Below are 23,013 nucleotides of genomic sequence, written 5' to 3'. Positions count from 1 at the left end.
AGGATGCCGTCCACTTCATCAGCCTGGTGCTGGAGAAGGGACGGCATTTTTTATTTGGAGGAGCACTGGAAATACTATAATAAGCAAAAACGTCCTGAACGGATTAGCGTTCGGGACGTTTTTATATTTATGGGTTCTATTGTAGAGCGTTATTGATACAGTCTAAATCGTTGGAGGCTTCCGTTTAGGCTTTCAATACGCGTCGAGCTGTCACGTAGCGGTTGTGCCAGTAGGACTCGCCTAGACTGCTGATCGTTACGCCTTTACTGGAGGAGCTGTGCAAAATTTTGTTGTTTCCCGCATAAATAGCTACATGGCTAATGCCTCTGCCGCTTGTGTTAAAGAAGACAAGATCGCCTACGCTAAGGTTTTCTTTAGTTACTTTGGTTCCAACGGAAACTTGGGAGGATGAGCTGCGTGGCAGCGAAACGCCCATTGCATCGAATATGTATTGTGTAAAGGAAGAGCAGTCAAAAGCGTATGTAATGCCTGCTGGGGCTCCATATTTATAGGGGGTTCCAATAAACTCCTTGCCGGAGTCGATTAATTGTAGGGAAGTTTCAGTTGCGGCATGTGCCTGGTTGCCTGAAGCGAAGGTGAAGGCTGTCAAACCAATACTTGCGCATAAGCTCAATTTGATGACGGAGCGAAAAAAGTTTCTCTTAATCATTATGGTGTGATTCCTTTCGTTGTATGATTCGTTTTGGCTAAAAACACTATAACACACCGAAAAATGAGCCTTTTCTCATGATGAGAGCGCAATTGAAGGGGAATTCGTCTTGTTTCGTGTTTATGAGAAGTTAATGAGAATTTATTCATTTATGTTTGAAACGTAAAGGGGGGGGGGGAAAGGGCGCTGCGCTGCGTGAAAGGGTCAGGGCTCGATCGCCACCCTAGAAGCTTGGAAATGGGATATTGACAGCTGTTTAATTAGCGCTTTATAATTAGGTTGCCTATTATTTTAGTTATAAGATAATTATAGGGAAAATAATTAATAGGAAAATAATTGGTAGCCTACATGAATGGGCAAAGAAATATAAATGAAAGGAGGATATCCCCTTGGAACATAACAAAAACGAACCTAGCAATAAGAGCAGCATAGACAAAACGAGCGATACAAGCAAAGCAACGGAACATAGCGAGCAGATTACGAATGAATTGATTCGTGTGTTTCGCAGCTTTCATCGGCTCAATTGGCGGCAGAAGCCGAATCCGGACGGCAAGTTTAGCGAGATGCAGGTGCTGATGTGCATCAAGCGGGGTTCTATGAAGGCGCAGGATAAGTCGGGGATGAAAATATCGGTCATCAGCCGGTTGCTTCGGGTAACCTCTCCCACCGTCACCCAGCTGGTCAACGGCATGGAGGCGAATGGACTCGTGCAGAGAAACGCTGATCCCGATGATCGGCGGGCTGTCCGCATCTCGCTGACAGAGGAAGGGGACCGCAAGGCGAAGATGGTCATTGCCGATTTTATGAATCGAATGGCAGGACTGGCGCAATACTTGGGAGAGCAGGATTCGCTTGAGCTGATTCGGATTTTATCCAAAGCATTTGAGTATTTTGATGAGCTTAATGAGTCTGAACTAACGGGGGATGAGCAGCAATGTTAAGGTTATTCCGCTTTTTAAAGCCGTTTCGCTGGCTGATAGCCGCGGTGCTTGTGCTTGTATTTATTCAGTCGCTGTCTGATTTATATCTCCCCACGCTGATGGCGGACATCGTCGATGATGGAGTAGCTAAAGGAGATACCCCGCTTATTTGGAAAATCGGGTCCTATATGCTGCTCATTGCGGCAGTCGGCGGTATTAGCTCCATCGGCGCCAGCTATTTTTCGGCAAAAGCTTCAGCTAGCTTTGGGCGCCTCGTGCGGGAGAAGGTGTTTGGACATGTGCAAAACTTTTCGCTGCAGGAGTTTGACAAAATCGGCACGGCCTCGCTCATTACACGGACGACAAATGATATTACGCAGGTACAGCAAGTGTTGATAATGATTTTACGCATGATGGTGATGGCTCCGATGATGTGTATCGGGGGCATTATTATGGCTATTTCGAAAGATGCGAAGCTGTCGCTTGTGCTGGTTGTCGCACTGCCTGTGCTCGCTGGTGCGATTTTTGCCGTCGTCCGCAAAGGGATTCCACTATTTAAAATGATGCAGGTTCGCATTGATAAGCTGAACTTGGTGCTGCGCGAAGGACTGACAGGCATTCGGGTAATTCGCTCATTCGATCGGACGAATTATGAGAACAAGAAGTTTGACGCTGCCAATAGCGATCTGACCGAAACGGCGATTAAAGTGAACAAAATTATGGCGGTGATGATGCCGCTTATGATGCTGGTCATGAACTTATCTACAGTGGCGATTATCGCAATTGGCGGATTGCGCATTGAGAATGGCGATATGGAAGTCGGCTCATTAATGGCTTTTATCCAATATGCGATGCAAATTATGTTCTCGCTTCTTATGTTATCGATGCTGCTCGTTATGGTTCCACGTGCGTCGGCATCGGCGGTGCGTATTAATGAAGTGCTCGACATGGTGCCGGATATTGCGGACAACGCCAGCGTGAAGAACACAGGCACTCGCAAAGGCTACGTCGAGTTTCGCGATGTGACGTTCAGCTACCCTGGAGCCGAGCAGCCGGCTTTATCGAATATATCGTTCAAAGCGGCGCCTGGCGAGGTGACAGCTATTATTGGAGGAACGGGATCAGGCAAGTCGACGCTCGTTAATTTGATTCCGCGTTTTTACGATACGGCGGGTGGAAGCATCATCATTGACGATGTGGATATTCGTGATCTATCCCAGGAAGCGCTGCGTGAAAAAATCGGCTTTGTGCCGCAAAAAGCAGTATTGTTCACAGGTACGATCGCTGAAAATATGCGCTATGGCAAAGAAAATGCGACCGACGAGGAAATGGAGCATGCGGCAGAGGTGGCGCAGGCGACCGAGTTTATTGGCACGATGAAGGAAGGGTATGGCGCCAGCGTATCACAGGGAGGAAACAATCTTTCTGGCGGGCAAAAGCAGCGGCTGTCTATTGCCCGGGCGCTTGTGCGCCAGCCGGAAATTTATGTGTTCGACGACAGCTTCTCGGCGCTCGACTTTAAGACGGATGCGAAGCTGCGTGCCGCCTTGCGCAAGGAAACGGTAGATTCGACGGTGCTGCTCGTTGCCCAGCGGGTAAGTACAGTGCTCGATGCCGATCGCATCATTGTGCTCGACGAAGGCCAGCTGGCCGGAATCGGGACGCATCAGGAGCTTATGGAGTCTTGTGATGTGTACCGAGAAATCGTATATTCACAGCTTTCGGAGGAGGAAATTGCATGAGTGAGCAGAAGCAGAATTCCCCGCAAAGGCCGAAAGGAATCGGCATGGGCCCGCCCGGAATGGGCATGATGATGCCCCCTCAGAAGGCGAAGGATTTCAAGGGCACCTTGAAACGGCTGGCCGCCTACTTGAAGCCGCATCGCACGAAGCTTGTGCTTGTGCTGCTGACTGCGATTTTAAGTACCGTGTTCAGCATCGTCAGCCCGAAAATGATGGGCCATGCGACAACGAAACTGTACGAGGGTGTAATGGCAACAGCCCAAGGCGTGCCGGGTGCCCGTATTGATTTTGATGCGATTAACACCATCCTGCTGACGCTAGTCGTGCTGTATTTGATCAGCGCCGCATTTGGTTTCATTCAGCAGTATTTAATGGCAGGCGTCGCGCAGAAAACCGTCTATGACCTGCGCAAGGATGTGAATAGCAAGTTCGCACGCTTGCCGCTGAAATTTTTTGATTCGCGCTCCAACGGCGAGGTGCTAAGCCGGGTCGTCAACGATGTGGACAATATTAGCAATACGCTTCAGCAAAGCTTGACGCAGCTCATAACGTCATTCATTACCCTTGTCGGCGTCATCGTTATGATGCTGACTATCAGCCCGCTTTTAACGCTGATCGTTTTCTTGACGATTCCAGCGAGCCTATTGGCAACGAAGGCGATCGCCAAGCGTTCGCAAAAATATTTTGCTGGCCAGCAGGCTGAGCTGGGACGCTTGAACGGGCATGTTGAGGAAATGTACACGGGGCACAAAATCGTCAAAGCATTCGGCCATGAGCGCAAATCGCTGGACGAATTTAATGAAATGAACGAAAAGCTTTATGATTCCGGCTGGCGCGCACAATTTGTGTCCGGCATCATTATGCCGATTATGAGCTTCATTAGTAATATCGGCTACGTGCTCGTATGCGTCATTGGCGGTTTGCTCGTTACGAGAAATGCGATTAAAATCGGTGATATTTTGGCATTCATCCAATATACTAGACAGTTCACAATGCCGATTACGCAGCTTGCCAACATTGCGAATATCATTCAATCTACGATCGCCTCCGCAGAGCGGGTATTCGAGCTGCTTGATGAAGAGGATGAGGTGCCCGAGGCGAAAAATGCCAAAGCGATCAGCAAGCCAGCTGGCGCCGTTCGCTTCGAGCAGGTAGATTTCGGCTACAAGCCGGATGAGCCGCTCATTAGCGGGATGAATATTGATGTTAAGCCCGGCCAGACCGTCGCCATAGTCGGTCCGACCGGAGCGGGCAAGACGACGATGATTAATTTGCTGATGCGCTTCTATGAGCTGAATGGCGGCCGCATTACGATTGACGGCGAGGACATTACAGCGCTCCAGCGCAGAAGCTTGCGCCGGATGTTCGGCATGGTGCTGCAGGACACATGGCTGTTCAATGGCAGCATTCGCGACAACATCGCTTATGGGCGCGAGGATGCTACGGAGGAAGAGGTTTATCAAGCAGCAAGGGCGGCGCACGCGGATCATTTCATTCGGACGCTGCCTGATGGCTACGACACGATCTTGAACGAGGAAGCGTCAAACATTTCCCAAGGGCAGAAGCAGCTGCTGACCATTGCCCGGGCAATTTTAGCGGATCCATCGATTCTGATCCTGGATGAAGCGACGAGCAGCGTCGATACGCGTACGGAGATTATTATCCAGCGGGCGATGGGCGAGCTGATGAACAATCGCACCAGCTTCGTCATTGCCCACCGTCTATCGACGATTCGTGGCGCTGATTTGATTTTGGTCATGAACAACGGCTCTATTATTGAGCAAGGAAGACACGAGGAGCTGCTGGAACAGGGCGGGTTTTACGCCGATCTGTATAACAGCCAGTTCACTGGCAAGCGCATAACAAGCGAAGTTGTATAAGGTTTAAAGCAGAAAGCTTCTCCATCCGAGCGAGGATGGGGGAGCTTTTTTGGCGTTGAACGTTAGAGCGGTTGGCAGGGTAGACGCAAAACATACGTTTGCAGCGAAGGGTCAGCGTAAGCGTTTACGTTTACCGGATTTATTTTTCAAAAGAGGGTTGATAAATGCAGTTGGATTGTTTATGATGAAGTTAAATTAATGTTATCAATAAATGATTTATGTTTTTATTAATTCATATTGGAGGCTATAACGATGAGTAATCAAATTACAATTAACGCAGACATTGCTAAAGGCACGATTAACCGCAACATTTATGGACATTTCTCCGAGCATTTGGGACGCTGTATTTATGAAGGCTTCTGGGTTGGCGAGGATTCGGTCATTCCAAATACGAAAGGCATTCGCAACGATGTTGTGGAAGCGCTCAAAAAATTGAATATTCCGGTGCTGCGCTGGCCGGGCGGTTGTTTTGCCGATGAATATCACTGGAAAGACGGCATTGGCCCAAGCGAAGAGCGCAAGCGCATGATCAATACGCATTGGGGCGGCGTAGTCGAAAATAACCATTTTGGCACACATGAGTTTTTGCTGCTTTGCGAGCAGCTCGGCTGCGAGCCTTATATTTCCGGAAATGTGGGCAGCGGCACGGTGCAGGAAATGTCCGAGTGGGTTGAATATATGACCTTCGACGGCGTATCGCCAATGGCGGAGCTGCGTGAGAAAAACGGCCGCGAGAAGCCGTGGAAGCTGAAATATTTTGGCGTCGGCAATGAGAACTGGGGCTGCGGCGGCAATATGCGTCCGGAGTATTATGCGGATCTGTATCGCCGCTACCAGACTTACGTTCGCAATTATGGCGACAATGAAATTTACCGTATTGCCTGCGGCCCGAACGTCGACGATTACAAGTGGATGGAAGTGCTGATGCGGGAAGCTGCTAATAAAATGGACGGCATCAGCCTTCACTATTACACCGTTCCAAAGGAATGGCAGGACAAAGGAGCAGCTACCGGCTTCCCTGAGGATGAATGGGCCATTACGCTCAGAAAAGCGCTGTGGATGGAAGAGCTTATTACGAAGCATTCGGCGATTATGGATCAATATGATCCTGAGAAGCGCGTTGGCTTGATCGTCGATGAGTGGGGTACTTGGTTCAATACAGAGCCGGGCACGAACCCAGGCTTCCTGTACCAGCAAAACTCGATTCGCGATGCGCTCGTAGCTGGCCTTACGCTGCATATTTTCCACGATCATTGCGACCGTGTGCAAATGGCGAACATTGCGCAAATCGTCAATGTGCTGCAATCGGTTATTTTGACAGAAGGGGAAAAAATGCTGCTGACGCCAACCTATCATATTTTTGATATGTTTAAGGTGCATCAGGATGCTGAGCTTCTGGATACGCATACGACTAGCGCCCGTTACGAGCATGGCGACGAGAAGCTGCCGCAAATTTCAGTATCGGCTTCCAAAGCGGCAGATGGCAAAATCCATATCAGCTTATGTAATCTGGATCATAGTGCCGAAGCAGACGTATCCATTGCGCTGCGCGGCTTGGGACAAGGCCAGAAAACGATCAAGGGCACAGTGCTAGCAGGCGCGGCCATTGACTCGCATAATACGTTTGAGCAGCCAAATGCAGTAGAACCTGCCGCTTTTACAAGCTTTACATGGGATGGCGAAAAGGTATCGGCTAAGCTTCCAGCGATGTCGGTTACGGTGCTTGAGCTGATCGAGCAATAATAAAGGGATGAATAGAACGCAATGGAGGCGGACGGCATGAAGACGGGCATGGACAGGAGCGCAAGAAGCTGCAAAGGCTGTGATGACAGCTATACCGTCACAGAAGCGCAGATCCAGCGGATTTTGGCTGCGCCGATGTTTCAGTCGTCCGAACGCTGCGTGGACGATGAGGTGTATGCAGCGCGCCTTCGGGAATGCGGCAGCTGTCCGAAGCTGATGAGCGGGACGACATGCATCGTTTGCGGATGTATTGTGCAAATTTCCGCTAAATATAAAGAAAAAAGCTGTCCGAATCCAAATGATGTCAGGTGGCGCTCTGTTGCGAGCCATTGACCATTGACAGCAGCCGTTTATTTTTAAAATATAAGCATTTATAAGTTTAACCCTTATAATGGGCTTATATTTCAACGCGAAACGGTAGCTTTGCCGCCAGAGGACGGCGACAGCCGTTTACGCTTGAATGCAAACAGAGCTTGCCGGGAGGAATGAGCAGATGAAGGCGCCATTATTTCGAGATCCAATCTTTGACGGTGCGGCAGATCCGGTCGTTATATATAATCGCGAGCAGCAGGAATGGTGGATCATTTATACGAATCGCCGGGCTACGGTGGAGGGTCCAGGCTTCGCATGGGTGCACGGCACGGATCTAGGCGTCGCATCGTCCGCAGACGGCGGCCGCAGCTGGACCTACCGGGGAACGCTTACGGGGCTGAACATTGAATGGGGACGAAATACCTTTTGGGCCCCGGAAATTATTTGGCATAATGGGCTTTACCATATGTACGTCAGCTATATTCAAGGTGTGCCCGATGATTGGGCAGGCCATAAACGGGAGATTTTTCACTATACAAGCACTGATTTGCTCGACTGGACGTTTGTTTCCAATGTGCGGCTCAGCTCGGACCGAGTCATTGATGCTTGCATCTATGAGCTGCCGGATGGACGGTTCCGCATGTGGTATAAGGATGAGGCGCTCGGCTCGTTCACTTACGCCGCAGACAGCAGCGATTTGTATAGCTGGAAAGTGGTTGGTCCAGTCATTACGGAGCAGGGGCATGAGGGGCCGAATGTATTCCGGCTGCAAGGCTCGTATTGGATGATCGTCGATGAATGGCGGGGACAAGGCGTCTTCCGTTCGGATGATTTGGAGCGCTGGGAGCGCAACAACTTGATCTTGAATGAGCCGGGCCAGCGTGAGGATGACGGAACCATTGGCTTGCATGCCGATGTCGTTGTTCAGGGTGAACAGGCGTATATTTTCTATTTCACCCATCCAGACAGACGCGGCGATTGGGAGGTGCCAGGTCAGGTGCCTGGATATCTCACGCGGCGCAGCTCCATTCAAGTAGCGAAGCTTGAGGTGAAGGATGGCAAGCTGGTCTGTGACCGCGATGCGGAGTTTGAGCTGGCGCTGGAGGCGGAAGGGTAAAAGAAAGACACGATTGGCGATTGCTGCACACCTGCCCTTTGGCTAGGCAAAATAACAGCACCCCGAATCTCCCTCAGATGATGAGGCGGATCGGGGTGCTGTTTGTTTTAATTATATTTTTTGAAGAAAGCTCAAGATCATTTAGGTCAAAATAAGAACACCGTAAGGTTCCAGTACGACCGAGCCTTGAAGCGTATCGCCGCTTATAAGGTCGGTGCGCGGCTCGCTGAGGATCAGTTCGGCAGCATCTTCCGCATAGTTGAGGAGGAAGTAGAGCGGCCCAGCCTCGCCGTCGCGAATAGTCAGCTCCACCTGCTCAGGCAGTGAAAGCCAATTGGCAACAGGCGATGACAAGCCAAGCAGGCCGATCACGTTACGCGCCGCCGCCTCATTGAATACAGCGCCGTAATACCAAGCTGAGCCTGCTCCCACAGCATTGCGGGTAACGGCGGGCTTGCCTGCATAATAATCGGAGGCATATTTCCCAATGATCTCGACCGTATCGCTTTCGACTGTGAGCACATCATTGAACAGATCTGCGGTAGTTGCTTCACCGCCCCCTTGCTTCCATTCGATCGTTGCCGGCTTGCGCGTACCTTTAATTTGCGTAAACTCCTCGACGGAAATGCCGACAAGGCGTGCGGCGGCGCCAGGAAATGGGCGCATGTAGCAGTGGCCGCGCTCATCCTTGTAGCCGGTGCGGCAGCCGAATATAATGGTGCCGCCGCTTTCGGCATATTGCTCCAGCAAAGCAGCTGTTTCATCCCGCATAATGGCCGGATGCGGATAGACGAGCACGCGGTAGCGCTGAAGGTCAGCGAGCGTTGTACCGCTTCTCATGTAAAGAACATCATTAGGAATATGCTGGTGCTGCAGCGCCTTGAACCATTCCTTGCTGCTTTTCCAGGAAAAAGGGCCGTGCCAAATATCGTATTCGCCATCCCACTCATTGTCATAGTCACGAACGAGGGCAACCTCTGCCCGGTTTCGCGTACCGACAATATGCGGCCCGGCCTTGGCGAGCTCGGCGCCGATTTGCGCTGCTTCACGAAGACGGCGGTTCGGGCCATTATGGTAGTCGTTCAGGCCATGCCAATAGATTTCATTGCCGAAGGCCGCCGTACGCCAGCGGAAATAAATGACCATATCTGCGCCATGAGCGATGGATTGGTACGTCCACAGGCGCATTTGTCCCGGCTTCGGCGAAGGCATATCCATGCGGTTCACCCAGCCGCCTGGCCCAGCCTGCTGCTCCATAATGCAGAAATTCGGAGAAATGGAGCGGGTTGTAGACAGCGTTAGGCTCCAGCCGCGATCGAGCAGCGGGTTTTCTTCATTTTTGTCAAAATTAATGGTGGAAAACTGCGGGTACGAATCGTAGCTGAAAAAATCCAGCAGCTCATCCGTCATCCGGTGGCTGTCGAGATGGCCGAACAAGCCATTCGTCGTTACCCACTGCTTGGGCGCTGCCTCGCGCAGCACCTTGGCCTGCACCTCGGCGTAAGAAATAGTGCTGTCGGAAATAAACCGCTTCTCATCCAGCGCCTGATGCGGATTCGGCTGTCTTGGCGCCGCTGTCGGGCGCGGAAGAAAGACTTGCTCCCAAGCGGAATACGTCTGATTCCAAAAGACAGCGCCCCAAGCTTCATTCAGCTTGTCGAGCGTAACGTATTTGCGCTGCAGCCACTCTCGAAAAGCCAGATGATCCGCTTCCGAATAAAATTCGGAAATTTCACAATTGAATTCATTGTCGATTTGCCAGCCAACGACGGCCGGATGATCACAGTAATGCTCCGCCATTTGGCGAGCAATGCGAGCGCTCAGCTCCCGATATTTGGGACTGTTATAGTTGGTGTGGCGGCGCAGACCATGCTGAAGCGTGACCCCATCAAAGGTTACGTTGAGCACCTCGGGATACTTGAACGTCAGCCATGCAGGCGGCGTTGCTGTAGGGGTGCCGATAATGACCTTCAGCCCATGCTTATGAGCCAGGTCAATGACTTTGTCAAACAGGTCAAATTGGAATACGCCTTCCTCGGGCTCGAACACCGACCAGGCAAATTCGGCTACCCGAATGATCGAGAGCCCCATTTCCTTCATCCGGCGAAGATCATCATCCCATAGCTCCTCAGGCCATTGCTCAGGGTAATAGCAGACGCCAAGGGCAAACTCATTTATTGGGTTTACGTGTGTCATTAAAGTTATACCTCCATAGAAATAATAATAAATTGCTATCTATCGGTTATTTTATTATTGTAGAATCAGTATTTCAGTGCGTATATACTATTATGTTGTGATCGATATGAAAATATTGCGCTCTTTGGCGAAAAGGAGCTAATCGATGCGTACCTACTATCAATTGCCTGAGCCGGCTGCCGGGCATTATGTCTGTTATCCGGATTCAGTCGGCCGATATAATGATTTTCCCCAGCATAACGAGCGGCGGGCCGCAGGGGCTATAGCTGCCTATAATTTGCATATTGTCTGCTCTGGAAGCGGCTATGTCATGAAGGAGGGGCAGCGCGTCAGCCTAAAGGCGGGAGAGGGCTTCTTATATCCTCGGGGAGCTTACCAGCATTATGGAACCGATCCCGAGCAGCCATGGGATGTGCGCTGGGTCCATTTTATGGTGCCGATGGAGCTTATGCTGCTGCGGGCAGCGGATGCTTCCAGCGTGTGGCTGTTTGCCGTCTCACAAGCTTCGCTTGCGCGATTTATCGAGCTGACAGAGGAGATGTACATGTTGTGCGGCAGCTTCGAGACGCGGCATGAACCGCGGATGTCAGCGCTTCTATATGAGCTGCTGGCGGAGCTTGCCCATAATTCGGAGCGCCTGGAGCACGATGCGCTGCCGCTCATCACCAAAAATGCGATTCGCGAAGCGGCAGATCTTATACGCGGCACGAGTAACAAGCGTGGACGCTGCCGGAGATGGCAGCGCTGTGCGGCTACAGCCCGTATTATTTTTTGCGGCTATTCCGGCAGGTAATGGGGCGTACGCCGCAGCAATATTTGACCGCCTGCCGTATTGCCGCCGCCAAAAGCCTGCTAGTTGCGACCAGGCTGCCTGTCAGCGAAATCGCCAGCCGAACGGGATTTTCGCAATCCAGCTACTTCATTCGCGTATTTCGCAAAGCGGAAAACGTCTCCCCGAAAGCTTACCGCGAAATGTATAGCTAGCCTGCCGAGCTGATCTTGCCCATCTTGCCTTTCCCCGCGCATGCTGGATAATTATTCATCCTTGTGGACAAAATGGATAACGGCAGCAAGCCGACATTTTAAGCGCAAAGCGGGTGAAGCAACATGCAGCAGGGACAGCCATCGATAAGCGCAAGGCAGCTAGCTATCCTCGTTATTTATTTTATCATGGGCGATATGCAGTTGTTTTTACCCTCTCTTACGGCCGAATTCGCAGAAGAAGCCGCCTGGCTGTCCGGGTTAATAGGCCTGCCCATCGGACTTGGCATGGCTTGGTTTATATACAGCCTCAGCAAACATTTTCCGGATATGACGCTCATCGAAATCAATAATCAGGCTTTTGGCAAACTAGCCGGAAGCCTTGTTTCGCTGCTGTTTCTGGCGATGATGTTCAACACTTCGATTACCCAAATCAGGGAGATCGGTGATTTTGTCACCACACAAATATTGATTGAGACGCCAATTATTATGATCTGCCTTCTGATGATTTTTCCATTAGCGATCGCGATACATGGGGGCATTCGAGCGGTCGGTCGAGCGGGCGAAACGATATTTCCCTTATTTGTATTGGTGTTTGTACTGCTCCTGCTGTTGCTCCTGCCGAGTTTGAAGCCTACTGAACTTTTGCCTATCTGGGGTGCGGGCGTTTCCGGCATTATGAAGGGCTCATTATTTTTTGTAGGTTTTCCTTTTTGCGAGCTATTCGCTTTTTTGATGATTTTTCCGAATGTTGTTCAAAGCAAACACCGTGCCCGTGACTATATGCTGGGGGTTTTGATAGGCGGACTAGCGATTTGGGTTATGGTTTTGCTGTGCTTGCTAGTACTTGGTACTTACATTACCCAACATTCTTTCTATTCCCCGTACATTATGTCGAAAAAAATCAACATCGGCAACTTCGTTCAGCGGATGGAGGCGATTTTTGCAATCAGCTTCATTATTACCGCCTATTTTCGCAGTTTAATCTACGGTTATGCCTTCGTTCTCGGCGTATCGCGGTTGTTCAAGCTTCGAGATTTTCGAATATTAACGGTTCCCTTCGCATTTATGGCGTTGGGTTATTCTTATATGGTGACGCCGGGAATAGTGTTTCTTAATACGTTAGCCGTACCCTGGGTGCTCTGGATTTTAACGTATTCGCCGGGGCTGCTGCTGCTTGGCTGGGGACTTGCAAAACTGCGGGGCAAGCTGCCAATGAAGGAGACGGCCGATTAGCCGGTAACAGCAAAAATCCATTTATGGATAATTCAACATCTTGCTGGACAAAATGGATTACGGCTATATTTCAAACGCAAAGCGGGTGATACGAAGTGCAGCGCGAACAACAAACGATTAGCGTGAGGCAGCTAGCCATTCTCGTTATATTTTTCATTATCGGCGATATGCAGCTATATCTACCTCCCTTGACAGCTGCTTTTGCAAAACAATCAGCCTGGATGTCGGGGTTAATTGGCGTGCCGTTTGGTGTTGGAGCTGCTTGGTTTATTTTCAGAATCAGCAAACGGTTCCCAGGGAAAACCCTAATCGATATTAATAATCAAGCATTTGGAAAAATAGCCGGTGGACTTCTATCCCTCGTATTTCTCGTGATGATGTTTAATACTTCGATTACCCAGGTTCGGGAAATCGCGGATTTTGTAACGACGCAAATGATGATGGAGACGCCGCAGCTAGTCATTTGCCTGCTGCTGGTTTTGCCGATTACGCTTGCCATACGCGGTGGGATCACGACGATTGCTCGGCTGGGCGAGGTGATCTTCCCGCTTTTTTCCGCTTTGTTTATTTTGCTCATCATTTTGCTTATCCCGAAAATAGATCTTACTCAACTGCTGCCGATCGAGGTAACGGGATTTCCGGGCATCGTGAAGGGAGCGCTTTTTTTTATCGCATTTCCTTTTTGTGAAATGTTCGCATTCCTGATGATTTTCGATAGCGTGGAGGAAAGCGAGCACGCTGCCCGTGATTATTTGCTGGCTGCTCTTGCTGCAGGTATAGCCATTTGGGTAATTATTGTGCTGTGTATATGCGTTCTGGGGGTATTCGCTACTGAACATACCGTCTATTCGCCCTATGTGATGGCTAAGAAAATCAATATCGGCGACTTTGTGCAGCGTCTGGAAGCGGTGCTGGCGATTGATTATATCATTTCCACTTATTTTCGATGCATCATATATGGCTATGCTTTTGTACGGGGGCTGCAGCAGCTGTTTAAGCTTCAGGACCATCGTTTTATGATGCGTCCATTTGGGTTTCTTATTGTCGGCTATGCTTATTTTTTGGCACCGGGCATCGTTGCTTTTGTACAATTCGATGTGGCGTGGCTGTTCTGGGTGTTTACTTACTCGCCGGGGCTGCTGCTGCTAAGTTATATAGCCGCCCGGTTGAGACAGGGCTGGAGCAAGAAAGGAGAGGGCTAGCGTGAAGGGACTTCCAATTATAAGGAATAATTGGAAGCCCTCTTGGACAATATATGCAATTATGTGCAGCTTGGGGAGGTGGTTTGTAGATGAACGCTTCTGTGGATAAGCGGCTGGATCGGAAATTAATGAGCAATCTCTCGTTCATCAGAGCCAGCTTTGGCAACAGCCAGGATCTCGTGATTAAAGAAATGAATAATGACAATGGCTTGCAAGCGGCGCTTGTTTATATGGATGGATTAACGGATTCCACTGTGATTCATCATGTTATATTGGATTATTTTATGTCTGAGGAGCAAACGGCGAGCCGCAAAAGCGGCAATAGGCTGTTATATTTGAAAAATGCGGTGCTCGCGGTCGGTGAAACCGTTACGATCAGCGAATGGGACCCGTTATTTTATCAACTGCTGTCCGGCTGGGCTGTTCTGTTATTGGCAGACAGTCCAGATGCGATTTGTGTAGCCGCCGAGGGCTGGAAGGATCGCAATGTCAGCGAGCCTACCTCCCAGGTTGTCGTTAGGGGTCCAATGGAAGCTTTTACTGAAAATATTGCTACCAATAGAGCGCTCATTCGGCGGAAGATCAAGGACCCGCAGCTGTGGACAGAAGGCATGGAAATTGGCAAGATTACAAAAACCTCCGTATCGATTATGTATCTGCGCAATGTAGCGGATGAGAAGATCGTGGAGGAAGTGAGAAAGCGGCTTGGTGAAATCAATATCGACGGTATTCTGGAGAGTGGCTATATTGAGGAGCTGATTCAGGATACTGCACTGACGCCCTTTGCTACGATCTACAATACGGAACGGCCTGATACGATTGCAGCCGGTCTTCTGGAAGGCCGAGTTGCGATTTTGGTAGATGGTACGCCCTTTGTGCTGCTGGTTCCGGCGCTGTTTATTCAATTTTTCCAATCAGCGGAAGATTATTATCAACGGGCGGACATCAGTACTCTGCTGAGGATTCTGCGGTTTATTGCTTTTATGATTACGCTGCTTGCTCCGTCGCTTTATATCGCCATAACGACCTTTCATCAAGAAATGCTTCCGACGAGCCTGCTTATTAATTTGGCGGCTCAGCGTGAGGGAGTGCCTTTTCCAGCCTTTATTGAAGCGCTTGCGATGGAGCTCACATTCGAAATTTTGCGGGAAGCTGGCGTGCGAATGCCGAAAACCGTTGGTCAAGCGGTCTCGATCGTCGGTACGCTCGTTATTGGACAAGCCGCTGTAGACGCGGGCATCGTCTCGGCGGCGATGGTCATTATCGTATCGATTACGGCGATATCGAGCTTTGTCATTCCGGCTACGAGCATGTCGATATCGGTACGGATGATTCGTTTCGTCTTAATGGGGCTTGCCGCTTCCTTTGGTCTATTCGGCATTTTGCTGGGCTATATTTTGCTCGTTCTGCATTTGAATAGTCTGCAATCGTTCGGCATTCCCTATATGCAGTCGTTTTCCCCATTCATATGGAGCAATCAGAAGGATACGCTGTTTCGGCTGCCCTGGACGAAAATGCGAACGCGCGCTGTTGCAACCGCAGAGAAAAATTTGGTTCGGCAAAGACCGAGGAACAAACAGAAAATTTAGGGGGATAAAGCATGAGCAGATTTACCAGACGAGTAGGCAAACTGCTCTTGCTAATGCTGGTATGGTCAATTGCAGCTTCTGCAGTCAGCGGCTGCTGGAATCGGCGGGAGCTGGATACGCTCGGCATTCAGCTGGGAACGGCCATTGACAAGGTTGGCAATCAATACCGGGTCTCCGTTCAGGTTGTTATTCCTAGCGAGCTGTCGGCAAAGGCGGGCGGGGGAGGGCGCTCGCCGGTTGCCATGTATGAGGCGACTGCGCCAACCGTATTTGAAGCGTTCCGCAAACTGACGGAAACCAGCTCGCGAAAAATATATTCCGCGCATATCCGGGTGCTGATCATCGGGGAATCGCTGGCGAGGGAAGGGATAGCCAATGTGCTTGACCTGCTGTCACGGAATCCTGAAGCCCGTACGGATTTTTATTTAATGATTGCGCATGATGCGCCGGCGAATCAAATTTTGAAAATTTTGACGTCGCTGGAGAAAATTCCGGCGGAAAATTTATTTTATGCACTGGATACATCTGCCAAAACATGGGCGCCCACAACAACGGTTACGATTGAAAGTTTGATCGAACAGCTTGTTACAGACGGAATTAGCCCTGTGTTGACCGGAGTTCGGCTGGAAGGCAAAGCCCGGCAAGGGGAAAATATTTCGAATATCCAGCAAGCGGATTCACGAACGCGTACCCGAATTACCGGGCTTGCTGTTTTTCATTCTGACAAGCTTATTGGCTGGCTCAATGAAAATTATAGCAAGGGCTACAATTATATAATGGATAACGTGACAAGCACCGTAGGCCATCAGACCTGTCCAGATGGCGGTTATATTGTCATGGAAGTATTGCGCAATAAAACGAAGCTTATCCCCAAGGTCGTGGACGGCAAGCCGGTCATTAAGGTGAAGATGAAGCAGGTGGCATCGGTAGCCGATGTGGAATGCAAAATCGATTTAACGAAACCGGAAACGATCAAAATGCTTGAAGAAAACGGAAAGCAGAGGATAAGGGGGGTCATTCAGGGAGCTGTTGAGCATGTTCAGAAAACCTATAATTCCGATATATTTGGCTTTGGTAATACGTTTCATGAATACAAGCCAAAGCAGTGGGAGAAGTGGAAGGATGACTGGGATGAGCTGTTTCCCCAGGTCAAGCTGGAATATGACATTGAGCTTCAGATTCCGAAGGTCGGCACGACAAATGATGCGTTTCAAAACTATTTGAAGAAATGAGGAAGGCTAAGTGGCTGGAATTCTGATTATATCGGCTCTGGCCATAACGCTTGCGGTCATCGAGCTGCCGAAGCTCGCGAAAAAAGGCTGGAAAAAAGAAATTTTTGTTTATCTGATTATGCTGGCGGGGGGTGCTTTTTTGAGTATATGTGCCTTCAACCAAATCAGATTGCCTAGTCCACTAAATATTATTGTGTACATTTATAAGCCGCTGGAAAACTGGTTTAATGCATTTTAAGTCGAGGGGGTGAGGGCATGCAGAAGCGGGGAAGCATAAGCGCTAGACAAATGGCTGTACTCGTTCTATTTTTCATCGTGGGCGATATGTTCTGGTTTATTCCGACCTTGCTTGCTTCCATTCTGGACTCGGATGCCTGGATTCCCTCTTTGCTAAGCATGTTCTCAGGACTCGTCGTCGTCTGGTTTGTAGATAAGTGCTACCGCCTTTTTCCGGGGCTTACGTTGATTGAGATTCATCGAGCTGCTCTAGGAAAATGGCTGGGCGGCTTATGCAGCCTGTTTTTCTTATTTCTGCTTTTTAATGCCATAGGTACCCAATTGAGAGTTGTTGGTGACTTTGTTACAACTCAAATGATGCCGGAAACGCCGGTACGAGTAATCGTGCTTATGATTACTATTCTAGTTGTCATTACCTTGAGGGCTGGTCTGGTTGTTTTTGCAAAATCGGCCGAGATTTTTATCGTGGGTTTGGTGCTGATGTTCATCCTGTTCATTGTTATGCTGCTTCCGGAAGCTTCACTCTCCAACCTACTGCCTGTTTTTCATCATAAAGCAGCGGACTATGGCAAAGGCGTACTGTATGCAACCTCTTTTCCCTTTTTTCAAATGGTTACCTTTTTTATGCTCTTTCCTTTCATGAAGCAGACAAACAGCTGGACAAGAGATTTTATGCTGGTCTCCCTAGTAGCGAGCTGTTCCTTATTTCTGATCGTTATTATGTCGCTGCTCGTGCTGGGCGATTATATGACGGAGCATCAAATTTATGCCGCGTACGCCATGGCCAAAAGAATTAGCATTGGCCGATTTATAGAACGTGTAGAGGCTGTATTGGTCATCAGCTATATCGTTTCGACCTATGTGAAAATGTCAATTAATGCGTTTGCCTTTGTATACGGCCTATCTCAATTTCTTGGCCTGCGAGAACAACGTGCAATTATATTTCCATTCGGCTTGCTGATGTTTGGGCTGGCTTATACCATTGGTCCCAACATTCCGTATATTAATAGCTTTGTTACGATTTGGCCTTTTTGGGATTTGACCAATATGTTGATTTTGGCGCTGGCAGCCGTCATCATGGTAGTGTTTAAGAAAGGGAGGGTAAGCAATATTGGCTAATGAAAGGAAAAATCTATTAGATCAGGATGGCGGATGGAAGAGCTTTGCTTAGTTATCCGCATATTTAATAGAATGAACAGACCATCCCTAATCTCTCAGCATACGATAGAGTATAGATTGAGAAGAGGAGGATACCTGATGCCAGGACTTGTATATCTTTGCTCCATTTGTGCGTTTCTAGGGTCTATCGTGACATTTGCTTTTGGTGTGTGGATGGAATCGCTTACACTGCTCATTGTTGTCATGGCTATAGACTATGTGACTGGTGTGTCCGCATCATTAAAGGAAGGACGAGGCCTTAACAGTTCATTCGGAGCATGGGGACTAGCTCGCAAAGGACTGATGCTGCTCGTTATCCTCATCGCACACCGTGTAGATCTGCTGTTGGATGCCAATAATATAACGATGGGAGCGGCTATTTATTTTTATATTGCTAATGAATTAATCTCCATTACGGAAAACTACGGCAGATTAGGCTTGCCGCTTCCGGATAAGCTTCGCCAAATGATTGAAGTTTTAAAAGATAAAAATAAGTAAAAGTTCATCATGTAGCACTTGTATATAGCGGCTCACTTTGTATATAATAGGAACAAGTGTTCTTATTGCGAAGGGGGCTGTTTATTTTGATGAAGCCATTGGAGAAACCGACTGCGCGTGTGCTTGTTATGAAGCGAGAGCCGATTCAGAGAGAGGAGGAGCTTGTGCTTGCAAGGCGTTATGTGCTGCTTGGCATCATTGTGCGGATTTTGGATCATGATATACGCGTGCTTCATTCAAGCGAAGCAAAGCTTCCTAAGCTTTATGAGACGATGCTGCTTGGCTTGCAGGACCGTGTGCTGCTGGAGCTGGCCGCTCATCGCAAACAGCTGCGAAGCAAGGGCATTGAAATGGTTGAAGAGAAGCGAAGTGAGGATGGCCTGGAAGCTCAGTATATTTGCCGAGGATACAGACACCGCTTCATTTTATTATGGGGATATATTCGCTCGGAATCAGAGCAGCTGCTTCGAACGTATTGTCGATAGCAACAAGAACGGGTTTGTGAATGAAATGTCAAGCCTGACCCATGCTGCTTTTAGTGACAATTGAGAAAAGTTCATCATTTTGTCATAATCACCAAAAAAGTTTTCCCCTTAATCAGTTTAAGCTTGAGTACATAGGACGATCTTATGTAATATAAGAAGTAAACATTAGATGGTAAAGGGGAGTACGTTGTAATGCATAAGTGGATTATGTTTGTATTAATGACAGCGGCATCACTGCTAGGTGTTTATTTGCTAACAGCAGGCTTGCCGGCAAAGCCAGTGGATGAATCTGCTTCACTGCCTGAAGGTACGGTTTTGGTAAACGTACAAGCCAACGCCGATTTCACTTTTGATCAAACAGAATATAAAGTGAAGGTTGGAGACAAAGTCATTCTTCGTCTGAAAAACAAAAGCGGTATTCACGGTTTGAAAATTGATGAGCTGAAGGTTGATCTTGAAGGCGAGAAGCTGGAAACGAATATTGAGTTCGACAAGCCAGGCGAATATGTAATGCATTGCTCTGTTCCATGCGGTACGGGACATATGGAGATGAAGACGAAGCTAATTGTAGAAGCGGCTTAATAAACGAATTTTTCATTAAAAAGAGAACGTGCCTTCAAGCGCTTTCTGTCACATAGGTTTTATATACAAGAAGAGGAGCCGGCTGGCTCCTCTTTTTAAGCGCGATAACGCGTTCTGGATGAGGTTCGGTACACGATGGTGTCGGCTATCAATCCGAGCAGCGCCCATGTAGCAACTGTAAGTACATACATGAGCATCACACTCACCTCATGAACATCAATAAACAAATCAACAAACCAGGCTGGGACGCTGAACATAAAAAACACCATATTATGCGGGTCGTAACCGGTGGAATTGTACAGGCACAAGGCCAGCCCAATCAGGGCGGCGATGGCCGTAAATTTATAACGCATGTTATTTCAGTCCTCTCTCATCGGTTTGACGTTGCCGGATTACGGCTGCTTGGGTTATTATGTGACAAAAGGGTTTAAGCAATTCCACCAGACGAAGGGAGTACTACAAAAATGATTACGCATATTGTTTTGTTTAAGCTAAAGGATAACAGCGCGGAGAGCGTGGAAACGACCGCACAGGTGCTTCGCAATATGGAAGGTAAAATTGACGAATTGAAATCGATTACGGTTGGCCTCGATGTCCTGCATTCCGAACGTTCTTATGATATTGGCCTGATCACAACTTTCGAATCTCTTGATGCATTGGCGGCTTATCAGGTTCATCCGGTGCACCAGAAGGTAATTGTGCATATGACCCAGGTTCGCGAAGCATCTGTTAGCATCGATTTTGAAAGCTAAGACACGCCAGCCTTAAGAGAGGACGTTAGTGGCAATGGGAGAAGACGTATATCAAATAATGACGTATTTAATTGTCATTATTGCCAGCAGCATTATAATGGTCGCTGTGCTGAAGCGCAAGGCCAAAAAAAAGAAGTAACGATAAAGGTGGCGAAACGGTTTGTATTACGTGAATCGCGAACAAATTGCCGTAAGGCTTAATGCAATTCCTGACATTTCTGAGGCGTTGACCTTAATTGCAGCAGAATGGAATGGCGGCATGCTGCAAGGGCTGGCTCAGGAGCGGGCGCTGCATCTTGCAGTTGAAACCGTTACTGATGTCGGCAGCTATCTTATTGACGGATTCATGATGCGTGATGCGAGCAGCTATGAGGATATTGTTGATGTGACAGGAGCGGAAGGCGTATTTTCTGCAGAGCTGCTGCCAACGTTTAAGCAATTGGTACAGCTGCGCAGGCCGCTCGTTCAGCAATATTATGAATGGCAGCGAGGTGAGCTGCATCCGCTTACAAGGCAGCTTGCCCCGCAATTGCTGCGCTTCAAACAGGAAGTGGAGCTTTATCTGGAGCGCGAGCTGGTTGATTTTGAGGGAAAGGTTTAAACCGAATCGTACACACCATACTTTTAGAATATGTTACAATACCTGTAACACGCGTTCGAAGGTGGCGATAGGATGAAGCAGCAAAATCAACGAAGCTCCGGTCCTGCGCCGGATAAGAGAACGTCCTCAGGCTCTACGCGTCAGCGCATTTTGCATTTGCTCAAGATGAATGGCTCCATGAATGCCGCGCAGCTTGCGAGCGAGCTTGCGCTGACAGAAATGGCCGTCAGGCGGCATATGTACGCACTTGAAGAGGAACAGGCCATTCAAATTGTAATGGTCAAGCAGGCAGTGGGAAGACCGCTGCATCGATACGAGCTTACCGCTCACGCGGATGACCGTTTTCCGAAAAACTATCATACGCTGGCACTTGATTTGCTAGGTGAGCTGGCAGATGAGGCAGATACAGCAGGTCTCATTACCCGTATGTTTGAAGGGCGCAAGCAGAAGCTGCTGGAGCGTTATGCTCCGCGTATGGCGGGCAAAGCACTGGAGCAGAAGGTGCTTGAGCTTGCGGCTATTCAAAATGCCGGAGGTTATATGGTCGAGGTCGAGCCGGCAGGCGAGGGGCATTTTATATTTAATGAGTATAACTGCCCAATCGCTCAGGTCGCGAATCAATACCAGCAAGCTTGCAGCTGCGAGCTGACGTTATTCCAGTCGCTGCTTCATGCGCAGGTAGAGCGTACCGAATGTCTCGCCAAAGGCGGGGCCAAATGCACGTATAAGATAAACGCCGTATAGGTTTTATATACGTCAATTGGATAAACCGATGGATAGGCAGGTCATATGACCTTGCTCTAGCCATCGGTTTTTTTGAATGCGGTTGTGTCAAGACAAGCCCATGCTGCTTATAATGGCATTACGAAATGGGCAGATGCCCTGCTCTGGTTAACAGCGGGAGGTGAATGGGCGATGATCGTTATAGCGGGATGCGCGATTGCAGCTACGTTAGCATTTATTGGGTTAGTGGTGGGCCTATTGCTTGGCTTGCGCAAAGGGCTGATTCAGCTCGAAAGCCTGCAAACAAGCGCCGATGAGCTGCGGGGACAGCTGCAGCACACAGCGGCCGAGACAGTCGCTTTAATGGAGCCAGCGAAGCAGTCCCTCCTGCTGGTGCACCAGCAGCTGCAAAATGTTCAATCCTTGTTTACAGCGGCAGGGCAAATTGGCGAGACGATTGAGCAAACGACAGAAACCGTAAGCCGGGTCTCCTCGATGTTGTCCGAATCCGCTGCCCAGCATATGGCGAAGGCTGAAACGAGAAATAAGGCAAAAGAAGCAATGGAATGGGCAGAGCTAGGTATGCTGGCGTGGCAGCTATGGCAAACTAAGCGCAAGCATAATGGCTGATAGCAACAACGGCGCAGAAATGGCGGAATGCGCCGCAATTATGAAGGGAGCGAATCGTATGGTAAAGCAGAAGCAAACGAAAGTATTTTTGTTGGGGGCATTGGCGGGTACGGTTGCAGGTACCGTTACAGCGCTGCTGCTTGCTCCAAAAGCAGGCAAGGAGCTGCGTCAGGATATTGCAGGCGGCGTTCACGATCTGAGCGAGAAAACGGTTAGAGCCGTAGAGCAGGCCAGTGAGAAAACGACTTGGGCGGCTAAACAGCTGGGTGATAAAGCGGTTCATATCGCAGATCGTGCCAAGGATGGAGCTGAGGCTTTAATCAGCAGTGCGCGTACATGGAGGAAAGGCGAGCCCCAATTTACGACGGAGGCTGCGGGCGAAGTGGGGCAAACCGACTTCGAGGAAGCGGCAAGTTCCTCGGAGGAGCTGGCATCTGAGGAGACAGCTGAAACGGAAACTGCTGAAAAATAATGCGTCGACCGCACTATAAAGCAGCGTTATATGAGGAATATAGCAGCAACCATGC

General features: G+C 49.1%; 25 protein-coding genes. 22 read left to right on the top strand and 3 right to left on the bottom strand.

The window, feature by feature from the left end; translation table 11 throughout:
- Positions 1–184 precede the first annotated feature (184 nt).
- The gene (locus tag WH37_RS08020; protein ID WP_046230021.1) at positions 185–670 is read right to left on the bottom strand and encodes a C40 family peptidase; all 486 of its coding nucleotides are present in this window, start codon (positions 668–670) and stop codon (positions 185–187) included.
- Between the two features lie 389 nt (positions 671–1,059).
- On the opposite strand from WH37_RS08020, the gene WH37_RS08015 reads away from it, so the two are divergent.
- The 6 genes from WH37_RS08015 to WH37_RS07990 all read left to right on the top strand — a co-directional run bounded on the left by WH37_RS08015 (position 1,060) and on the right by WH37_RS07990 (position 8,384).
- A complete protein-coding gene (locus WH37_RS08015; protein WP_231594157.1) occupies positions 1,060–1,611 on the top strand; it encodes a MarR family winged helix-turn-helix transcriptional regulator in 552 nt (183 codons plus the stop codon).
- The gene (locus WH37_RS08010; protein ID WP_046230020.1) at positions 1,605–3,332 is read left to right on the top strand and encodes an ABC transporter ATP-binding protein; all 1,728 of its coding nucleotides are present in this window, start codon (positions 1,605–1,607) and stop codon (positions 3,330–3,332) included. The genes WH37_RS08015 and WH37_RS08010 overlap by 7 nt, the downstream gene beginning before the upstream one ends.
- The gene (locus WH37_RS08005; protein WP_046230019.1) at positions 3,329–5,212 is read left to right on the top strand and encodes an ABC transporter ATP-binding protein; all 1,884 of its coding nucleotides are present in this window, start codon (positions 3,329–3,331) and stop codon (positions 5,210–5,212) included. Before WH37_RS08010 ends, WH37_RS08005 begins: the two co-directional genes overlap by 4 nt.
- Before the next feature lie 252 nt (positions 5,213–5,464).
- The gene (locus WH37_RS08000; RefSeq protein WP_046230018.1) at positions 5,465–6,955 is read left to right on the top strand and encodes an alpha-N-arabinofuranosidase; all 1,491 of its coding nucleotides are present in this window, start codon (positions 5,465–5,467) and stop codon (positions 6,953–6,955) included.
- Between the two features lie 36 nt (positions 6,956–6,991).
- Positions 6,992–7,288, top strand: a complete 297-nt coding sequence (locus WH37_RS07995) for a hypothetical protein (protein WP_231594156.1) — start codon at positions 6,992–6,994, stop codon at positions 7,286–7,288.
- A gap of 160 nt (positions 7,289–7,448) precedes the next feature.
- Positions 7,449–8,384: a family 43 glycosylhydrolase gene (locus WH37_RS07990; protein ID WP_046230017.1), complete on the top strand. Its 936-nt coding sequence runs from the start codon at positions 7,449–7,451 to the stop codon at positions 8,382–8,384.
- Positions 8,385–8,525: 141 nt separating this feature from the next.
- On the opposite strand, the gene WH37_RS07985 is transcribed toward WH37_RS07990, so the two are convergent.
- Complete coding sequence (locus tag WH37_RS07985; RefSeq protein ID WP_046230016.1) at positions 8,526–10,580, bottom strand: beta-galactosidase; 2,055 nt, start codon at positions 10,578–10,580, stop codon at positions 8,526–8,528.
- A 145-nt stretch (positions 10,581–10,725) separates the two neighbouring features.
- On the opposite strand from WH37_RS07985, the gene WH37_RS07980 reads away from it, so the two are divergent.
- The 11 genes from WH37_RS07980 (at position 10,726) to WH37_RS07935 (ending at position 19,780) form a co-directional block, all read left to right on the top strand.
- A complete protein-coding gene (locus WH37_RS07980) occupies positions 10,726–11,373 on the top strand; it encodes an AraC family ligand binding domain-containing protein (RefSeq protein ID WP_052736872.1) in 648 nt (215 codons plus the stop codon).
- Positions 11,316–11,564, top strand: a complete 249-nt coding sequence (locus tag WH37_RS33425; protein WP_074904670.1) for a helix-turn-helix transcriptional regulator — start codon at positions 11,316–11,318, stop codon at positions 11,562–11,564. The genes WH37_RS07980 and WH37_RS33425 overlap by 58 nt, the downstream gene beginning before the upstream one ends.
- Before the next feature lie 123 nt (positions 11,565–11,687).
- Positions 11,688–12,797 carry a GerAB/ArcD/ProY family transporter gene (locus WH37_RS07975; RefSeq protein WP_046230015.1) on the top strand — a complete coding sequence of 370 codons (1,110 nt, stop codon included), beginning with the start codon at positions 11,688–11,690 and terminating at the stop codon, positions 12,795–12,797.
- A gap of 95 nt (positions 12,798–12,892) precedes the next feature.
- Positions 12,893–13,999: a GerAB/ArcD/ProY family transporter gene (locus WH37_RS07970; protein WP_046230014.1), complete on the top strand. Its 1,107-nt coding sequence runs from the start codon at positions 12,893–12,895 to the stop codon at positions 13,997–13,999.
- A gap of 89 nt (positions 14,000–14,088) precedes the next feature.
- On the top strand, positions 14,089–15,588 hold the full coding sequence (locus WH37_RS07965) for a spore germination protein (protein WP_046230013.1): 1,500 nt from the start codon (positions 14,089–14,091) through the stop codon (positions 15,586–15,588).
- Between the two features lie 11 nt (positions 15,589–15,599).
- Complete coding sequence (locus WH37_RS07960; protein WP_052736870.1) at positions 15,600–16,820, top strand: Ger(x)C family spore germination protein; 1,221 nt, start codon at positions 15,600–15,602, stop codon at positions 16,818–16,820.
- Positions 16,821–16,830: 10 nt separating this feature from the next.
- Positions 16,831–17,058 carry a hypothetical protein gene (locus WH37_RS07955; RefSeq protein WP_046230012.1) on the top strand — a complete coding sequence of 76 codons (228 nt, stop codon included), beginning with the start codon at positions 16,831–16,833 and terminating at the stop codon, positions 17,056–17,058.
- A 17-nt stretch (positions 17,059–17,075) separates the two neighbouring features.
- The gene (locus WH37_RS07950; RefSeq protein ID WP_046230011.1) at positions 17,076–18,176 is read left to right on the top strand and encodes a GerAB/ArcD/ProY family transporter; all 1,101 of its coding nucleotides are present in this window, start codon (positions 17,076–17,078) and stop codon (positions 18,174–18,176) included.
- Positions 18,177–18,314: 138 nt separating this feature from the next.
- On the top strand, positions 18,315–18,713 hold the full coding sequence (locus tag WH37_RS07945) for a phage holin family protein (protein ID WP_046230010.1): 399 nt from the start codon (positions 18,315–18,317) through the stop codon (positions 18,711–18,713).
- Between the two features lie 89 nt (positions 18,714–18,802).
- Positions 18,803–19,198: a YhjD family protein gene (locus WH37_RS07940; protein WP_052736869.1), complete on the top strand. Its 396-nt coding sequence runs from the start codon at positions 18,803–18,805 to the stop codon at positions 19,196–19,198.
- Positions 19,199–19,390: 192 nt separating this feature from the next.
- Positions 19,391–19,780, top strand: coding sequence for a cupredoxin domain-containing protein (locus tag WH37_RS07935; protein ID WP_046230009.1), 390 nt, complete (start codon positions 19,391–19,393; stop codon positions 19,778–19,780).
- A 95-nt stretch (positions 19,781–19,875) separates the two neighbouring features.
- Here WH37_RS07935 and WH37_RS07930 read toward each other — a convergent pair whose 3' ends face one another.
- On the bottom strand, positions 19,876–20,133 hold the full coding sequence (locus WH37_RS07930; protein WP_046230008.1) for a hypothetical protein: 258 nt from the start codon (positions 20,131–20,133) through the stop codon (positions 19,876–19,878).
- 111 nt (positions 20,134–20,244) lie between these two features.
- Between WH37_RS07930 and WH37_RS07925 the strand changes: the two genes are divergently transcribed.
- The 5 genes from WH37_RS07925 to WH37_RS07905 all read left to right on the top strand — a co-directional run bounded on the left by WH37_RS07925 (position 20,245) and on the right by WH37_RS07905 (position 22,958).
- On the top strand, positions 20,245–20,532 hold the full coding sequence (locus WH37_RS07925) for a Dabb family protein (RefSeq protein ID WP_046230007.1): 288 nt from the start codon (positions 20,245–20,247) through the stop codon (positions 20,530–20,532).
- Between the two features lie 160 nt (positions 20,533–20,692).
- The gene (locus WH37_RS07920; RefSeq protein ID WP_046230006.1) at positions 20,693–21,133 is read left to right on the top strand and encodes a DUF86 domain-containing protein; all 441 of its coding nucleotides are present in this window, start codon (positions 20,693–20,695) and stop codon (positions 21,131–21,133) included.
- A gap of 72 nt (positions 21,134–21,205) precedes the next feature.
- Positions 21,206–21,877 (top strand): helix-turn-helix transcriptional regulator, encoded by a 672-nt coding sequence (locus tag WH37_RS07915; RefSeq protein WP_046230005.1) that lies wholly within the window; start codon positions 21,206–21,208, stop codon positions 21,875–21,877.
- Between the two features lie 84 nt (positions 21,878–21,961).
- Positions 21,962–22,486 (top strand): DUF948 domain-containing protein, encoded by a 525-nt coding sequence (locus WH37_RS07910; protein ID WP_143088414.1) that lies wholly within the window; start codon positions 21,962–21,964, stop codon positions 22,484–22,486.
- Positions 22,479–22,958 carry a YtxH domain-containing protein gene (locus WH37_RS07905; RefSeq protein WP_082110702.1) on the top strand — a complete coding sequence of 160 codons (480 nt, stop codon included), beginning with the start codon at positions 22,479–22,481 and terminating at the stop codon, positions 22,956–22,958. Before WH37_RS07910 ends, WH37_RS07905 begins: the two co-directional genes overlap by 8 nt.
- Positions 22,959–23,013: the final 55 nt, after the last annotated feature.

Source organism: Paenibacillus algorifonticola (assembly GCF_000971975.1).
Taxonomy (GTDB): Bacteria; Bacillota; Bacilli; order Paenibacillales; family Paenibacillaceae; genus Pristimantibacillus; species Pristimantibacillus algorifonticola.
The sequence above is the reverse complement of the archived record's forward strand: the minus strand, read 5'-3'. Positions and strand labels throughout refer to the sequence as shown.

Bases quoted from the DNA above. Each gene is read 5' to 3' on its own strand.
- WH37_RS08020 (WP_046230021.1), bottom strand. From the start codon at position 670: ATGATTAAGAGAAACTTTTTTCGCTCCGTCATCAAATTGAGCTTATGC.
- WH37_RS08010 (WP_046230020.1), top strand. From the start codon at position 1,605: ATGTTAAGGTTATTCCGCTTTTTAAAGCCGTTTCGCTGGCTGATAGCC.
- WH37_RS08005 (WP_046230019.1), top strand. From the start codon at position 3,329: ATGAGTGAGCAGAAGCAGAATTCCCCGCAAAGGCCGAAAGGAATCGGC.
- WH37_RS08000 (WP_046230018.1), top strand. From the start codon at position 5,465: ATGAGTAATCAAATTACAATTAACGCAGACATTGCTAAAGGCACGATT.
- WH37_RS07995 (WP_231594156.1), top strand. From the start codon at position 6,992: ATGAAGACGGGCATGGACAGGAGCGCAAGAAGCTGCAAAGGCTGTGAT.
- WH37_RS07990 (WP_046230017.1), top strand. From the start codon at position 7,449: ATGAAGGCGCCATTATTTCGAGATCCAATCTTTGACGGTGCGGCAGAT.
- WH37_RS07985 (WP_046230016.1), bottom strand. From the start codon at position 10,580: ATGACACACGTAAACCCAATAAATGAGTTTGCCCTTGGCGTCTGCTAT.
- WH37_RS07980 (WP_052736872.1), top strand. From the start codon at position 10,726: ATGCGTACCTACTATCAATTGCCTGAGCCGGCTGCCGGGCATTATGTC.
- WH37_RS33425 (WP_074904670.1), top strand. From the start codon at position 11,316: ATGGCAGCGCTGTGCGGCTACAGCCCGTATTATTTTTTGCGGCTATTC.
- WH37_RS07975 (WP_046230015.1), top strand. From the start codon at position 11,688: ATGCAGCAGGGACAGCCATCGATAAGCGCAAGGCAGCTAGCTATCCTC.
- WH37_RS07965 (WP_046230013.1), top strand. From the start codon at position 14,089: ATGAACGCTTCTGTGGATAAGCGGCTGGATCGGAAATTAATGAGCAAT.
- WH37_RS07960 (WP_052736870.1), top strand. From the start codon at position 15,600: ATGAGCAGATTTACCAGACGAGTAGGCAAACTGCTCTTGCTAATGCTG.
- WH37_RS07950 (WP_046230011.1), top strand. From the start codon at position 17,076: ATGCAGAAGCGGGGAAGCATAAGCGCTAGACAAATGGCTGTACTCGTT.
- WH37_RS07945 (WP_046230010.1), top strand. From the start codon at position 18,315: ATGCCAGGACTTGTATATCTTTGCTCCATTTGTGCGTTTCTAGGGTCT.
- WH37_RS07940 (WP_052736869.1), top strand. From the start codon at position 18,803: ATGAAGCCATTGGAGAAACCGACTGCGCGTGTGCTTGTTATGAAGCGA.
- WH37_RS07935 (WP_046230009.1), top strand. From the start codon at position 19,391: ATGCATAAGTGGATTATGTTTGTATTAATGACAGCGGCATCACTGCTA.
- WH37_RS07930 (WP_046230008.1), bottom strand. From the start codon at position 20,133: ATGCGTTATAAATTTACGGCCATCGCCGCCCTGATTGGGCTGGCCTTG.
- WH37_RS07925 (WP_046230007.1), top strand. From the start codon at position 20,245: ATGATTACGCATATTGTTTTGTTTAAGCTAAAGGATAACAGCGCGGAG.
- WH37_RS07915 (WP_046230005.1), top strand. From the start codon at position 21,206: ATGAAGCAGCAAAATCAACGAAGCTCCGGTCCTGCGCCGGATAAGAGA.
- WH37_RS07905 (WP_082110702.1), top strand. From the start codon at position 22,479: ATGGCTGATAGCAACAACGGCGCAGAAATGGCGGAATGCGCCGCAATT.